Annotated in this window: 14 protein-coding genes; 13 read left to right on the top strand and 1 reads right to left on the bottom strand. The window is 69.8% G+C overall.

Annotated features, from left to right (window positions below; genetic code table 11):
• Positions 1-16 precede the first annotated feature (16 nt).
• The 3 genes from WBG79_RS26335 to WBG79_RS26345 are packed head-to-tail and all read left to right on the top strand — an operon-like array spanning position 17 to position 2,888.
• Entirely contained in the window at positions 17-1,165 is a 1,149-nt protein-coding gene (locus tag WBG79_RS26335; RefSeq protein ID WP_337360223.1) for an ABC transporter ATP-binding protein, read from the top strand.
• Between the two features lie 8 nt (positions 1,166-1,173).
• Complete coding sequence (locus WBG79_RS26340) at positions 1,174-2,076, top strand: ABC transporter permease (protein WP_337360224.1); 903 nt, start codon at positions 1,174-1,176, stop codon at positions 2,074-2,076.
• A complete protein-coding gene (locus WBG79_RS26345; protein WP_337360225.1) occupies positions 2,073-2,888 on the top strand; it encodes an ABC transporter permease in 816 nt (271 codons plus the stop codon). Before WBG79_RS26340 ends, WBG79_RS26345 begins: the two co-directional genes overlap by 4 nt.
• A gap of 70 nt (positions 2,889-2,958) precedes the next feature.
• Here the strand turns inward: WBG79_RS26345 and WBG79_RS26350 are convergent, their stop codons facing one another.
• Positions 2,959-4,719 (bottom strand): AsmA family protein, encoded by a 1,761-nt coding sequence (locus tag WBG79_RS26350; RefSeq protein WP_337360226.1) that lies wholly within the window; start codon positions 4,717-4,719, stop codon positions 2,959-2,961.
• A gap of 218 nt (positions 4,720-4,937) precedes the next feature.
• On the opposite strand from WBG79_RS26350, the gene WBG79_RS26355 reads away from it, so the two are divergent.
• From WBG79_RS26355 to WBG79_RS26400, 10 genes are all read left to right on the top strand, one after another.
• Positions 4,938-6,917 (top strand): acetoacetate--CoA ligase, encoded by a 1,980-nt coding sequence (locus WBG79_RS26355; RefSeq protein WP_337360227.1) that lies wholly within the window; start codon positions 4,938-4,940, stop codon positions 6,915-6,917.
• A 31-nt stretch (positions 6,918-6,948) separates the two neighbouring features.
• A complete protein-coding gene (locus tag WBG79_RS26360) occupies positions 6,949-7,617 on the top strand; it encodes a GNAT family N-acetyltransferase (RefSeq protein ID WP_337360228.1) in 669 nt (222 codons plus the stop codon).
• A gap of 108 nt (positions 7,618-7,725) precedes the next feature.
• Positions 7,726-8,481 (top strand): SDR family oxidoreductase, encoded by a 756-nt coding sequence (locus WBG79_RS26365; RefSeq protein WP_337360229.1) that lies wholly within the window; start codon positions 7,726-7,728, stop codon positions 8,479-8,481.
• Between the two features lie 58 nt (positions 8,482-8,539).
• Positions 8,540-8,794 (top strand): DUF433 domain-containing protein, encoded by a 255-nt coding sequence (locus tag WBG79_RS26370; RefSeq protein WP_337360230.1) that lies wholly within the window; start codon positions 8,540-8,542, stop codon positions 8,792-8,794.
• Complete coding sequence (locus tag WBG79_RS26375; protein ID WP_337360231.1) at positions 8,791-9,168, top strand: DUF5615 family PIN-like protein; 378 nt, start codon at positions 8,791-8,793, stop codon at positions 9,166-9,168. Before WBG79_RS26370 ends, WBG79_RS26375 begins: the two co-directional genes overlap by 4 nt.
• Positions 9,169-9,192: 24 nt before the next feature.
• Positions 9,193-10,173, top strand: a complete 981-nt coding sequence (gene denD, locus WBG79_RS26380) for a D-erythronate dehydrogenase (protein ID WP_337360232.1) — start codon at positions 9,193-9,195, stop codon at positions 10,171-10,173.
• Between the two features lie 196 nt (positions 10,174-10,369).
• Positions 10,370-11,380 (top strand): Bug family tripartite tricarboxylate transporter substrate binding protein, encoded by a 1,011-nt coding sequence (locus WBG79_RS26385; RefSeq protein WP_337360233.1) that lies wholly within the window; start codon positions 10,370-10,372, stop codon positions 11,378-11,380.
• 101 nt (positions 11,381-11,481) lie between these two features.
• Entirely contained in the window at positions 11,482-11,994 is a 513-nt protein-coding gene (locus tag WBG79_RS26390) for a tripartite tricarboxylate transporter TctB family protein (RefSeq protein WP_337360234.1), read from the top strand.
• A gap of 7 nt (positions 11,995-12,001) precedes the next feature.
• Positions 12,002-13,525, top strand: a complete 1,524-nt coding sequence (locus WBG79_RS26395; protein WP_337360235.1) for a tripartite tricarboxylate transporter permease — start codon at positions 12,002-12,004, stop codon at positions 13,523-13,525.
• Positions 13,522-14,178, top strand: coding sequence for a TetR/AcrR family transcriptional regulator (locus WBG79_RS26400; RefSeq protein ID WP_337360236.1), 657 nt, complete (start codon positions 13,522-13,524; stop codon positions 14,176-14,178). The genes WBG79_RS26395 and WBG79_RS26400 overlap by 4 nt, the downstream gene beginning before the upstream one ends.

The raw sequence follows: 14,178 nt of genomic DNA on the forward strand, positions 1-14,178 counted from the left end.
TCCGCAGAGGCTCACCATGGCGAAGACGCTCGGCCCGGTCAGGCGCAAGTTCGCGCCCTGGAACGACCCGGCCGCGAAGCCCCTGATCGAGTATCGGAACGTGGTCAAGCGCTTCGGCGACTTCACCGCGGTCGACGACGTCACGCTCGGCATCTACGAGCGCGAGTTCTTCGCGCTCCTCGGCCCCTCCGGCTGCGGCAAGACCACCCTGATGCGCATGCTCGGCGGCTTCGACATGCCGACCTCGGGCGACATCCTGCTCGGCGGCGAGAGCGTGGTCGGGATCCCGCCCTACAAGCTGCCCGTCAACATGATGTTCCAGTCCTACGCGCTGTTCCCGCACATGACGGTGGAGAAGAACATCGCCTTCGGGCTGGAGATGGACCGCTTGCCCAAGGGCGAGATCGAGGCGCGCGTCCAGGAGATGTTGAAGCTCGTCAAGCTCGAGCCTTTCGCCAAGCGCAAGCCCCACCAGCTCTCCGGCGGCCAGCGCCAGCGCGTGGCGCTCGCCCGCTCGATCGCCAAGAAGCCCAAGGTCCTGCTCCTCGACGAACCCCTCGGCGCGCTCGACAAGAAGCTGCGCGAGGAGACCCAGTTCGAGCTGACCGACCTGCAGATGAAGCTCGGAATGACCTTCCTGATCGTCACTCACGACCAGGAGGAGGCCATGACGGTTGCGGACCGTATCGCCGTCATGGACCACGGCAAGCTGATCCAGGTCGCCACGCCCTCGGAGATCTACGAGCAGCCCAACTCCCGCTACGTGGCCGACTTCATCGGCGACATCAACATCCTGGAGGGCACGGTCGCGGCCCGGGACGGCACGCTGGTGCGGCTCGCCGCCTCGGCCGTCCAGGCGCCCATAGAGGTGGAAGACGACGCTCCCATCGCGGCCGGCACCACCGCCTGGTTCGCGATCCGGCCGGAGAAGGTCCGCATCTCCCACGACCCGCCGCCCGCGACCTTGTCGAACGTCGCCGCCGGTACCGTCTGGGACATCGGCTACATCGGCGACACCTCGATCTACCACGTGAAGCTCGACTCGGGCCCGACCGTCCGCGCCACCGTCGCCAATACCAGCCGCCTCATCGACCGCCCCATCACGTGGGACGATAAGGTCTGGCTGTCCTGGTCGCGCGACGCCGGCATTCTCCTGACGAAGTGAGGGTCGCCATGGCCGCCACCAACCGCAGCTGGGGCCGCTTCGCCGTCGCGGCCGTGCCCTACGCCTGGCTCCTGGTCTTCTTCCTGGTGCCCTTCTTCATCGTCCTGAAGATCTCGCTCTCCACGACCGAGATCGCCCAGCCGCCCTACACCCCTGTGATCGACGGCCTCGCGGACCTGTTCGAGAAGGCGTCCGAATTCACCGCCGACAACTACCGCCGGCTGGTCCAGGAGAGCATCTACGTCGAATCCTACGGGTCGAGCCTCTTCATCGCCGGCATCTCTACCCTGCTCATGCTGCTGATCGGCTATCCGATCGCCTACGCGATGGCGCGCGCCCCGAAGGCGATCCGCCCGACCCTGCTGATGTTCATCATCCTGCCCTTCTGGACGTCCTTCCTGATCCGCGTCTACGCCTGGATCGGGATCCTGTCCCAGGAGGGCCTGCTCAACCAGTTCCTCCTGAAGCTCGGCCTCATCGACGAGCCGCTCGCCATCCTGTCGACCAATACCGCGGTCTACATCGGCATCGTGTACTCCTACCTCCCCTTCATGGTCCTGCCGCTCTACGCGGCGCTCGAGAAGATGGACGAGACCCTGCTGGAGGCCGCGCAGGACCTCGGCTGCACGCCCCTCCAGACCTTCTGGCGCATCACCTTCCCGCTCTCCCTGCCGGGCGTCGTCGCCGGCTCGTTCCTGGTCTTCATCCCCGCCGTCGGCGAGTTCGTCATCCCGGACCTGCTCGGCGGCTCCGACACCGTGATGATCGGCAAGACGCTCTGGGAGGAGTTCTTCAACAACCGCGACTGGCCCGCGGCCTCCGCCGTGGCGGTCACGCTGCTGATCTTCCTGGTCGTTCCCATCGTGATCTTCCAGCACAACCAGGCGAAGCTGCAGGAGGCGGGCCGATGAGACGCTTCACGCTGTTCAACGCCGTCTCGCTGACCTTCGGCTTCGCCTTCCTGTACATCCCGATCCTCCTCCTCGTGATCTACTCCTTCAACGAGGGGCGGAACGTCGCGGTCTGGGTCGGCTGGTCGACCAAGTGGTACGGCGAGGTCTTCCAGAACGAGCAGCTGATGAACGCGGCCTGGGTCTCGCTGCGGGTCGCCTTCCTGTCCGCCACGCTGGCGACCGTCCTCGGCACACTCGCGGCCATCGTGCTGACCCGCTACGGCCGCTTCCCCGGCCGCCTGCTCTTCTCCGGCATGGTCTTCGCGCCGCTCGTCATGCCCGAGGTGATCACCGGCCTGGCGCTCCTGCTCTTGTTCGTCGCCGTCGACTTCGACCGCGGCTTCACCACGATCCTGCTCGCCCACACGACCTTCACGATGTGCTTCGTCGCCGTAGTCGTGCAGTCCCGGCTGGTGACCTTCGACCGGAGCCTGGAGGAGGCGGCCATGGACCTCGGCTGCCCGCCTGTCCGGACCTTCTTCCGCATCACCCTTCCGCTCATCATGCCGGCGGTCGTGTCGGGGTGGATGCTCGCCTTCACGCTGTCGCTCGACGATCTCGTCATCGCCAGCTTCGCGTCCGGCCCGGGTGCCACCACCCTGCCGATGAAGATCTACTCGGATGTCCGCCTGGGCGTGAAGCCCGAGATCAACGCCGTTTCGACGATCATGATCGCGGTCGTCACCGTGGCGGTCGTCATCGCCTCGATCCTGACCAAGCGACAGGAAATGGAGCGCGAGAAGGCGGAGCGGCTCGCTGCGGCCGGCTGACCGACGGACAATGCGGGGCGTTTGCGCGGTTATCAGACCGGCACACGAGCGACGGGCGGCGCGCGGAACGCTAGCGGCCCGGCCACTCGTTCGGGATCGCGGGCTGCGCCCCGCTTCCGGTCGAGACGGTCACCGGCTTGGCGAGCGTCCCGCCGATGCGCACCGGGACGGCGCGGCGTGGCGGCCCGCTGCGGATGTCGCCCGCCTGCTCGGGCATCGTCATCTGGCCGGAGAGCGACAGGCTGCCGGTGGCGAGCGACGCCTCGCCGGTCAGCCGCGCCGAGAGCGCCGCGCTGTCCGCCTCGAGCCGGTGCACGTGCGCCACCCGGTCGAGCACGATCGCGTCCGCCACCGCCTTGTCGAACACCTGGGGCCGGCCGGTCCGCGGCGTCGAGAAGGCGATCGTCTGCACCCGGGCGCCGCCCACCGCGGCTGCATCCGCGCTCCGGAGCACGACATGCCGCGCCTCGGCGTGGAAGCGGCCCGAGAAGGCGTCGACCAGGCCGCCGAGCGTGGCCCCGAGCGCCTCGCCCTCAGTGGAGACCGCGAGCCGCCCGTCCTCGATCGCCGGCAATCCGAGCGCCGCGGCGAGACGGCCCGCCATCAGGTCGGCCCCGGTCAGCCGCCCGGCGACCCGCAGGCCCTCGGGCTTCGCCTCCCCGCGCAGCACGAGACGGAGGGACCCGCCGAAGGCCGACGCTTCGCCGACCTCCGCATCGAAGCGACCGTCCTTGGCGAGCAGGGTCGCTGCCACCTTGTCGGCCTCCTGGCCCCCCGCCCTGAGCAAGGACGTGGAGAGCCTGAGGTCGAGGTCAACGCCGGAGAGCCGTTCCTGGTCGAGGCCGAGCCCCCGCCACCGGCCGCCCGCGAAGGCCGCCATATAGGGTCCGACGTCGAAGCTCTCGAAGGCCAGCGTGCCGCGCAGTTGCGGTCGCGGCGCGTCGAGCCGGACCGACAGGACGCCGTCGCCGCTGTTGCCGTCGAGCCCGAATCGGGCGTCCGACACCGTCGCGGCCAGCCCGAGCGAACGCATGCGCCCGTCGAGGGAGAAGTCCCTGAAGGCGCCCGGACTGCCCGCCGGTCGTCCCAGCCAGGCTGCCGCACGGCCGAGATCCGCCGCCGAGACCCGCAACACGCCGTCGAGCTGCAGGCGGTCGAGCAGGAGCCCCTTGCCGTCGAAGGCGACCCTGAGCGGGGCCGATGTCAGCGTGAAGGTCGCCGACCCCGGCGTGCCCTCGGCGAGCGCGCGCGGCCCGATGCCCTGGAGCGCCACCGCGACCGGCTCGCCGCGCCAGCGGAAGGTGGTCTCCAGCGAGGCGCCGCTCGCCAGCCGCGGCCACATGAAGGAGGCGTTCACGCCCTCCAGGCTCTCGCGCCGGCCGGTTTCCGGATCGGCGATCTCCAGCGTGCCGTCTTCGACCGTGAGGCGCAGCGGTTCGAGGGCCGCGAGCCCGGCCTTGGCGGGTGCCAATCCGTCGAGGGACAGGGCGCGATCGAGCCGCAGGCTCGGCGCCGTCAGGGCGATTTCGCTCACCGAAACGCGCCCGATCAGAAGGGGAAGGACATCGAGCCGGGCGGCGAGCTCGCGCATGGACGCCAGCCGCCCGCCGCCGTCGGCGCGATCGACCGCCAGATCCCGGAATCGAACCTTGAGGACGGGGAAGACGGACACGTCGGCGTCGCCCGACAGCGCCACCGATGTCCCGGCGAGGCCTGACAGGGTGCGCGCCAACTCGGACCGGACCACGTCGGCTGGCACCAGATGCTTGGTGGCCGCGAGGCTCGCCGCAAAGCCGCCCGCAAAGGCCAGTCCGAACAGGAGCCTCTTCATTCGTCCCCGTGAGTGATCTGCGGCAGAGGCGAAGGCTCCGCCGTGAAACCCGACTCTGGTTCGAACCTCCGCCGCCCCCGAGCGCCGGATGTCAACGCCGTGCCCGCGTCGATAACGAGGAAGGGTGCCTGAAGCAAGGCCGTTTGGCAAATCGGGCCCAACGGTCCGTAGTCTTCACCGCCGGCCCGCGCTATGAGGACGGCGTGAGGGAGACGACCATGACCAACACGCCCGAACCGCCCGCGGACGCCGGTCCGCTGTGGACCCCCGACGCGGGGCGCCTCGCCGGCTCGGCCTATGCCCGCTTCAAGGCCGAGGCGGTCGCACGCGCCGGCCGTCCGCTCGCCGACTACGACGCGCTCCATGCCTGGTCGATCGAGAACAGGGGCGGCTTCTGGGACCTCGTCTGGGACGCCTGCGGGGTGATCGGCGACAAGGGTTCCGTCCGCCTCGAGGACGGCGACCGCATGCCGGGCGCCCGCTTCTTCCCCGAGGCCCGCCTGAACTTCGCCGAAAACCTGCTTCGCCGCGCCGACGACACCACCGCCATTCTCTACCGGGCCGAGGATCGCCGCGCCGGGCGGCTGACCTGGAAGGAGTTGGGCGACCTCGTCTCGCGACTTCAGCAGGCGTTGGCCGCGGAGGGCGTCGGGGTCGGCGACCGCGTCGCCGCCATGCTGCCGAACGGGCCGGAGGCGGTCGCCTTCGTGCTGGCGGTGGCCTCCCTCGGGGCGACCTGGTCCTCCTGCTCTCCCGACTTCGGCGAGCGCGGCGTGCTCGACCGCTTCGGCCAGATCGAGCCGAAGGTCTTCGTGGTCTGCGACGGCTACTGGTACGGCGGCAAGGAGATCGACGTCGGCGACAAGGTCCGGGCCGTAGCGGCCGAACTGCCGAGCGTCCGGCGAATCGTGGTCGCCCCGGTCCTCGGCCGCGCCGGAGAAACCGCCGGGCGGATCCCCCATGCGGTCGCCATGGACGCCTTCGTGGCGCCCTTCGCGCCCGCGCCCCTCCGCTTCGAGCGGGTGCCCTTCGACCAGCCGCTCTACATCCTCTTCTCCTCGGGGACCACCGGGGTGCCGAAGTGCATCGTGCACGGCGTCGGCGGCACACTCCTGCAGCATCTCAAGGAGCACCGCCTGCACGCCGACGTCCGCCCGGGCGATCGCGTCTTCTACTTCACCACGCTCGGCTGGATGATGTGGAACTGGCTCGTCTCCGCCCTCGCCTCCGAGGCGACACTCGTGCTTTTCGACGGGTCCCCCTTCGCCCCCTCCCCGGCCGTCCTCTGGGACTACGCCCAGGCGGAGGCAGTCACCCTCTTCGGCACATCGGCGAAATACATCGACTCGATCGCCAAGGAGGGCCTGAAGCCCGCGCTGACCCACGACCTCTCGGCCCTGCGCATGATCTGCTCGACCGGCTCGCCGCTGGCGCCGGAGAGCTTCCAGTATGTCTACGACGCCATCCGGCGCGACGTGCACCTCGCCTCCATCTCGGGCGGCACCGACATCGTCTCCTGCTTCGTCCTCGGCATCCCGGAGAAGCCCGTGTTCAAGGGCGAGATCCAGGGCCCCGGCCTGGGGCTTGCGGTCGACGTCTTCGACGACGGGGGCCGGCCGGTGCGTGGCGAGAAGGGCGAGCTCGTCTGCACCCGGGCCTTCCCGTCCATGCCCGTCATGTTCTGGAACGACCCGACCGGCGCGAAGTACCGCGCCGCCTATTTCGAGCGCTTCCCGAACGTCTGGTGTCACGGCGACTTCGCCGAATGGACCCCGCACGGCGGCATGATCATCCACGGCCGGTCGGACGCGACCCTCAACCCCGGCGGCGTGCGCATCGGCACGGCCGAGATCTACGCCCAGGTCGAGCAGATCCCTGAAGTCGTCGAGGCGCTCGCCATCGGCCAGGACTGGCAGGGCGACGTCCGCATCGTCCTCTTCGTCCGCCTGAAGCCCGGGATCGTTCTTGACGAGGCGCTTGCCGGCCGGATCCGGACGAAGATCCGCACCGGCGCCAGCCCGCGCCACGTGCCGGCGAAGATCCTGTCCGTCGCCGACATCCCGCGCACCAAGTCCGGCAAGATCGTCGAACTCGCCGTGCGCGAGGTGGTGCACGGCCGGCCGGTGAAGAACAAGGAGGCGCTCGCCAACCCCGAGGCGCTCGATCTCTTCGCCGGGCTGGAGGACCTCGCCCGCTGATCCGTCCGCGCCGCCGCAGCTGGAGACCCCGATGACCGCCCCCCGCCCCGCCCGCCCGCCCGAACGCGTCGTCCGCGAGGGCCGCTTCGCGCGCATCGAACCGCTCGACGCCGCCCGCCACGGCCCGGACATCTGGGCCGCGGGGGTGGACCGCCCCGAGATCTGGACCTACCTCGGCTACGGTCCCTTCGCCGACGAGGCCGCCTTCCTGGTCTGGCTCGCCACCCGCGACACCCTCTCGGACCCGCTCTACTTCGCCGTCGTCGACCGGTCGACGGGGCGGGCGCTCGGCTGCGCCACCCTGATGGAGATCAGGCCGGCCCAAGGGGTGATCGAGGTCGGCCACATCTTCTTCTCGCCGTCCCTCCAACGCACCCCGATCGCCACCGAGGCGATCTTCCTCCTGATGGCCTATGTGTTCGACGAGCTCGGCTACCGGCGCTTCGAATGGAAATGCGACAACGGCAACGAGCCCTCCAAGCGCGCCGCCCGCCGCTTCGGCTTCACCCCCGAGGGCGTCTTCCGTCAGCACATGATCGTCAAGGGCCGCAATCGCGACACCGCCTGGTTCTCCATCCTGGACCGGGAATGGCCGGCCCTGAAGCCGGCCTTCGAGTCCTGGCTCTCGCCGGAGAACTTCGACCCCGAGGGCCGCCAGAGGCGCTCCCTCGGGTCCCTCACGGGCGCCGGCGCGTCCTGAGAGGCGCGACATTCATCGGAGGAATGCAGGCGGGCCGGCTTCCCCGCAGGCCCGTTCCGGCCTAAGAAGACGACCACAATCCGTAACATGGTAGCAGGAGAGGACGACATGGCGGGACGACTTCAGGGCAAGCGAGCCTTCTGCACGGCCGCGGGGGCCGGCATCGGCCGGGCGACCGCCATCGCGTTCGCGCGCGAGGGCGCCCACGTGATCGCCACCGACCTCGATCTCGCCAAGATCGCCGACCTGAAGGACCACGGGGTCGCCGAGGTCCAGCCGCTCGACGTCCTCTCGACCGCCGCGGTCGCGGCCACCGCCGAGGCCGTCGGGCCGGTCGACATCCTGTTCAACTGCGCCGGCTTCGTGCACCACGGCACGATCCTCGACTGCTCCGAGCACGACTGGGACTTCTCCTTCGACCTGAACGTCAAGTCGATGCACCGGACGATCCGGGCCTTCCTGCCGGGAATGCTGGACAAGGGCGCCGGGTCCATCGTCAACATCGCGTCCGGCGCCGGCTCGGTGCGCGGCATCCCGAACCGCTACGTCTACGGGGCCACCAAGGCCGCCGTGATCGGACTGACCAAGGCGGTCGCGGCCGACTACATCAAGCGCGGCATCCGGGCCAACGCGATCTGCCCGGGCACCATCGAGAGCCCGTCCCTCGACGACCGCATCGCCACGCTCGCCAGGACCACCGGCCAGCCCGTGGAGAGCGTCCGCCAGGCCTTCGTCGACCGCCAGCCCATGGGTCGCCTGGGCAAGCCGGAGGAGATCGCCATGCTGGCCGTCTACCTCGCCTCCGACGAGGCGAGCTACACCACCGGCCAGATCCACCTCGCCGACGGCGGCTTCGCGCTCTGAGGCTTGGTGCTCGGCCGGATGCCGAACTATGCTGTCCCATTCGGGAGGACCGCACGTCATGGCTTTTCCTCGCGCACGCTATCCGCAACTCCCGGCCGAGATCGTCTCCAACCCCGAGATCATGGGCGGGCGACCCTGCATCGCGGGCACCCGCATCCCGGCGGATGCCATCGTGGCCCAGATCCGGGCCGGCCTTGCAGACGCCGACATCTTCCGTCACTACCCCGGTCTTCCGGTGGACGGGATCGAGGTGGTTCGCACGTGGGCTCTGGACCAGGGCTTGTCCCTGACCCCCGACGAACAATCCCGATGAATCGCTTCCTCGTGGACGAGTGTCTGTCGCCTCTCCTGGCCGAAACGGCTCGGGCCCGTGGCTACGATTCCGTGCACGTGGTCTGGCTCGGTCGCTCCGCCGCCAGCGACCGAGATGTTATGCGCATCGCCCTGGAGCGCGACTACATTGTCGTAACCAACAATGCGCGAGATTTCCTGAAGATCTATCGAGGGCTGGAGCTACATCCGGGGCTGCTCCTCGTTCTGCCGGTCGTATCCGGCCCGAAGCAGAACCAGCTCTTTGTCGCTTTGCTCGACTTCGTCGAAGCCAGGGCCGAGATCGTCAACCAGGTGGTATCGATCGACGAGACCGGCGGGATCTCCATCCAGGACTGGTCCCGCGACCGCACCTGACTGCAAGCACGAGGACCCATTCCCATGCATATCCTGATCATCGGTGCCGCCGGCATGGTCGGCCGCAAGCTGACCGACCGGCTCCTCGAGAACGGCGCGCTCGGCGGCGAGCGGATCACCGCCATGACGCTCACGGACGTCGTCGTGCCGGACCGGCCCGAGGCTCCGTTCCCCATCGTGACGCTTCAGGGCGACCTCTCCGCCCCCGGCGAGGCCGAGCGCCTGGTGGCGGCGCGGCCTTCGGTCATCTTCCATCTCGCCGCGATCGTGTCGGGCGAGGCGGAGGCGGACTTCGAGAAGGGCTACCGCATCAACCTCGACGGCACCCGCTTCCTGTTCGACGCCGTCCGCCGAATCGGCAACGGCTACAAGCCGCGCCTGGTCTTCACCTCGTCCATCGCCGTCTTCGGCGCCCCCTTCCCGGACGCGATCGGCGACGAGTTCTTCACGACGCCGCTGACCTCCTACGGCACCCAGAAGGCGATCGGCGAACTGCTCCTCTCCGACTACTCCCGCCGCGGCTTCTTCGACGGCGTCGGCATCCGCCTGCCGACCATCTGCGTCCGGCCCGGCAAGCCCAACAAGGCCGCCTCCGGCTTCTTCTCGAACATCATCCGCGAGCCGCTCGCCGGACAGGAGGCCGTCCTGCCCGTCGACGAGGACGTCCGCCACTGGCATGCGTCGCCCCGCTCCGCCGTCGGCTTCCTGATCCACGCCGCCACGATGGACACCGCCGCGCTCGGCTGGCGCCGCAACCTCAGCATGCCCGGCCTGTCCGTGACCGTCGGCGAGCAGATCGAGGCGCTGCGCCGCGTCGCCGGCGACTCCGTCGTCGCCCGGATCCGCCGCGAGCCGGACGCCACCATCCGCGGCATCGTCGCCGGCTGGCCGCGCAATTTCGACGCCTCGCGCGCGCAATCCCTCGGGTTCAAGGCCGAGAAGACCTTCGACGAGATCATCCGGGTCCATATCGAGGACGAGCTCGGCGGCACCTGGGCGAAGTGAGCGAGGGCCCGGCCGCCGCGGATCCCGGCCGCCGACGCGGTCGCGGCATATGCATTCACGGTCACGCTTCTGTCAGGAACCATTCGGTTACATCTTGACAACCTCCTCCCTCGGGCCTTGCATGGACCCGATCCCGGCCACCAGACCGGGTCCATGAAGGCGGGCCGCCGAACGAGCCCGCGCACGGAGGAAGACCATGGAGAGGCAAGGGATTTGGCGCGGCCTCGCGGCCGGCACGATGGCGTTCGGCCTTCTCGCGGGCCCCGCCGCCGCCCAGTGGAAGCCCGAGAAGCCCATCACGGTCATCGTGCCCTGGGGCGCGGGCGGGTCGACCGACCAGGTGGTCCGGGTCGTCGCCCAGGAGGTCGAGAAGGCGCTCGGCCAGAAGGTCGTGGTCGTGAACCAGCCGGGTGCCTCCGGCGCGATCGGCACCAAGTCGGTGCTGGACGCCCCCAAGGACGGCCTGACCATCGCCTCGGGCGCCGCCAAGGATCTCGGAACCTACGCGGTCTCGGGCGCCCTCGACACCCGCATCGAGGACTGGCACCTCTACCTGGCCGTGGTGAACGCCTCGGTGATCGGCGTCAACGCTTCGACGCCCTTCAAGACCCTGCCCGACCTGATCCAGGCCATGAAGGACAAGCCGGGGTCGCTGAAGGTGGCGACCGCGGGCATCACCTCCTCGGGCGGCGACGGCCTGCGCCAGCTCCAGACGGCCTTCGGCGTCGAGGCCAAGCAGATCACCTATGACGGCGGCAACCCCGCCGTGATCGCCACCGCGGGCGGCGAGACCGATGCCACCACCCAGCTCGGCGTCGAGCAGGCCGAGATGATCCGCGCCGGCAAGCTGCGCGGCCTGGCGGTCCTTTCCGCCCGCCCGCTCGCCCTGGAGGGCGTGCCGCCGATCGACCCGGTCACCAAGTTCAAGGCGGACTTCAAGCTGGCGGACAACTACTTCGGCATCTTCGTGCCGAAGGGCGCCCCCAAGGAGGTGACCGACACGCTCGACAGGATCTGGAAAGAGGTCATGCCGAAGTCGGAGGCCCTCGCCAAATACGCCGAGAGCCGCGGTGCGATCGTCGCCGTCCTGTCGGGCGAGGAGGCCCGCAAGGCCGTCATGCCCGCGATCCAGATCGCCGCCTGGGCGCTCGTCGACCGCAAGCAGTCGAAGATCGACCCCGCCTCGATCGGAATCGAGAAGCCCTGACCGAAGCCGAACGGGCGACGCTCGCCGGATCGTCGCCCCGCCCCCGCCTGAAGCAGCGCCCGCCCGGTATCGCCGGGAGGGCCCGCCCTGCCGAGGCCACCATGTCCGACCCCGACAAGCCGACCCTCGCCCGCCACGACCTTTGGACCGGGCTGGCGCTCGCCCTTCTCGGCCTCGCCACCGCCGAGGAGTCCTGGCGCATGCCGCGGCTCGAGGAGCGCGGCATCGACCCCTGGACCGCCCCCGGCATCGTCCCCGGCGTGCTCGGCGCCGCCCTGGCGGTTCTCGGCGTCGTCCTGGCGCTGAGAGCCGCCAAGGAGGTCCGGGCCGCCCCGGCGGCCCGCCCGGTCCGCATCTTCGGCGAGGGCGACGCCCGCCGCCGCTTCCTCGTGGCCCTCGCGCTCAACCTGGTCTACGCCTGCCTGCTCGTCGGTCGCATCCCCTACGCGGCCGCGACCGCCGTCTACGTCTTCGCCTTCATGGCGGTCTTCGGCCTTGAGCCGCGCCGGCCCGGCGTCCTCGCGCGCCTCGCGGTCTTCGGCCTCGTAACGGCGGCGGCCACCGCGGGCGTCATCTACCTGTTCGAAACCCTCTTCCTCGTGCGCCTGCCGTGAGGCCCCGATGACCTCGCAGCTCGACCACTTCCTCGCTGCCCTGGCCTCCTTCGCGAGCTTCGCGACGCTCTTCAACGTGCTCGGCGCGACCTTCATAGGCATCGTCATCGGCGCCCTGCCCGGCCTGACCGCGACCATGGGCGTCGCCCTCTTCACGACACTGACCTACACGATGGAGCCCAACCAGGCGATCCTGGTGCTCATCTGCGTCTATGTCGGCGCCATCTACGGCGGCAGCCGCTCGGCCATCCTCCTCAACATCCCCGGCACCCCCGCCAACGCGGCGACCACCCTGGACGGCTTTCCGCTCGCCCAGCAGGGCCGGGCCGGCTTCGCCATGGGCATCGCCACGACCTCCTCGGCGATCGGCACGCTGATCGGCATCGTCTTCCTCCTGCTCCTCGCCCCGCCGCTGGCCGAACTGGCGCTCCGCTTCCAAAGCTACGAGTTCTTCTGGCTCGCCGTCTTCGGCATCGTCATCGCCGGCCTGATGTGCGCCGCCGACGACCCGCTGAAGGGCTGGATCGCCGGCATCCTCGGCCTTCTGGCCGCGATGGTCGGCCAGGAGACGATCCACGCCTACGAGCGCTTCTCCTACGGCGTCACCGATCTCGCGGGCGGCTTCAACCTCATCCCCGTCCTGGTCGGCGTTTTCGGCCTCGCCGAAGTGCTGACCGTCATGCGCGATCCCCCCGCGGTGCTGGCCACGACGAAGCTCGACCGGGTGGTGCCCCGCCTTTCCGATATTACCCGCTACTGGCGCACCATCATCCGCTCCGGCCTGATCGGCACAGGCATCGGCATCATCCCGGGCGTCGGCGAGGACATCGGCGCCTGGGTCTCCTATGCCGCCGCGCGCCGCGCCAGCAAGGAGGCGCATCTCTTCGGCAAGGGATCGGTCGAGGGCCTGACCGCCGCCGAGACCGGCAACAACGCCGCGATCCCGGGCGCCATCATCCCGGTGTTGACCCTCGGCATCCCCGGTTCGGCGCCCGCCGCGGTGCTCCTCGCCGCCATGTTCATCCACGGCGTCCGCCCCGGGCCGCTCATCATGCAGGAGGCGCCCGAGTTCGTGTACGGCACCGTCATCATGCTGGTGCTCGCCACCCTCGCCATGGCGTTCCTCGGCCTCGCCCTCGCCCGCCCGCTCCTCTACGTGCTTCGCGTGCCCCGCCACGTCATGATGCCGATCGTCTTCGTCCTCTGCGTCATCGGCCCCTTCGCGATCAGCCAGCGTCTCTTCGACGTCTGGGTGATGGTCGGCTTCGGCCTCGTCGGATTCGTGCTGCGCGAGATGAAGTACCCGATGGCGCCCCTGGTCCTGGGAGTGATCCTCGGCGACATTCTCGACAAGAACCTGCGCCGGGCCCTGACGCTGGCCGACGGCGACGTCTCGATCTTCTTCACCCGGCCCATCAGCGCGGTCCTGTGGGGATTGACGCTCCTGCTGATCCTCGGCGCCGTCCCGCAGGTGCGCGCGCTGGTCGCCCGCGCCTTCCGGCGCCGGCCGCGGAGCGCCTCCGCCCCATGAACGACGCCGTGCCGACCGGAGCCGGCCGCCCCAGGCGGCGCCGCTACGACAGCGCCGCCACCGCGGCCGCCATCCTTGAGGCCGCCTATGCGGAGTTCGCCGAACACGGCTTCGGCGGTGGCCGGATGGATCGCATCGCCGCGCGCGCCGCCGCCAACAAGCGCTCGATCTACCAGTACTTCCAAAGCAAGGAGAACCTTTATCTCGCCGTCCTGGAGCACGCCTACGAGCGGACCCGGTCGGGCGAGCGCGCCATCGCGGTCGACGAGTTGGCACCGCGCGAGGCGATGGTCCGCCTGGTCGAACTCACCTTCGACGGCTTCGTCGCGGACCGCAGCTTCATCAAGCTCCTGAACGACGAGAACCTGCACCGGGCCGCCCACCTCAAGCGCTCGAAGCGCATCGCCGAGATGCATTCGCCCCTCATCGCCGCCGTCGCCCGCATCCTGGAGCGCGGCGCCGCCGAGGGTGCCTTCCGGCCCGGTCTGGACCCGCTCCAGACGTGGATCTCGATTGCGGCCGCCGGCTATTTCTACTTCTCCAACCTCCACACGCTCTCGACTATCTTCCGGCGCGACTTCGACGCGCCCGCGGCCCGGGAGGAGCGGCGGCGCCACGTGGTCGACCTGATCCTCTCCTACGTGTCGGCCTGA

Source organism: Prosthecomicrobium sp. N25 (genome assembly GCF_037203705.1).
In the GTDB taxonomy this organism is placed as follows: domain Bacteria; phylum Pseudomonadota; class Alphaproteobacteria; order Rhizobiales; family Ancalomicrobiaceae; genus Prosthecodimorpha.

Excerpts from the sequence above, each read along its gene's own strand:
- WBG79_RS26335 (WP_337360223.1), top strand. The coding sequence starts at position 17 with ATGGCGAAGACGCTCGGCCCGGTCAGGCGCAAGTTCGCGCCCTGGAAC.
- WBG79_RS26340 (WP_337360224.1), top strand. The coding sequence starts at position 1,174 with ATGGCCGCCACCAACCGCAGCTGGGGCCGCTTCGCCGTCGCGGCCGTG.
- WBG79_RS26345 (WP_337360225.1), top strand. The coding sequence starts at position 2,073 with ATGAGACGCTTCACGCTGTTCAACGCCGTCTCGCTGACCTTCGGCTTC.
- WBG79_RS26350 (WP_337360226.1), bottom strand. The coding sequence starts at position 4,719 with ATGAAGAGGCTCCTGTTCGGACTGGCCTTTGCGGGCGGCTTTGCGGCG.
- WBG79_RS26355 (WP_337360227.1), top strand. The coding sequence starts at position 4,938 with ATGACCAACACGCCCGAACCGCCCGCGGACGCCGGTCCGCTGTGGACC.
- WBG79_RS26360 (WP_337360228.1), top strand. The coding sequence starts at position 6,949 with ATGACCGCCCCCCGCCCCGCCCGCCCGCCCGAACGCGTCGTCCGCGAG.
- WBG79_RS26365 (WP_337360229.1), top strand. The coding sequence starts at position 7,726 with ATGGCGGGACGACTTCAGGGCAAGCGAGCCTTCTGCACGGCCGCGGGG.
- WBG79_RS26370 (WP_337360230.1), top strand. The coding sequence starts at position 8,540 with ATGGCTTTTCCTCGCGCACGCTATCCGCAACTCCCGGCCGAGATCGTC.
- WBG79_RS26375 (WP_337360231.1), top strand. The coding sequence starts at position 8,791 with ATGAATCGCTTCCTCGTGGACGAGTGTCTGTCGCCTCTCCTGGCCGAA.
- denD (WP_337360232.1), top strand. The coding sequence starts at position 9,193 with ATGCATATCCTGATCATCGGTGCCGCCGGCATGGTCGGCCGCAAGCTG.
- WBG79_RS26385 (WP_337360233.1), top strand. The coding sequence starts at position 10,370 with ATGGAGAGGCAAGGGATTTGGCGCGGCCTCGCGGCCGGCACGATGGCG.
- WBG79_RS26390 (WP_337360234.1), top strand. The coding sequence starts at position 11,482 with ATGTCCGACCCCGACAAGCCGACCCTCGCCCGCCACGACCTTTGGACC.
- WBG79_RS26395 (WP_337360235.1), top strand. The coding sequence starts at position 12,002 with ATGACCTCGCAGCTCGACCACTTCCTCGCTGCCCTGGCCTCCTTCGCG.
- WBG79_RS26400 (WP_337360236.1), top strand. The coding sequence starts at position 13,522 with ATGAACGACGCCGTGCCGACCGGAGCCGGCCGCCCCAGGCGGCGCCGC.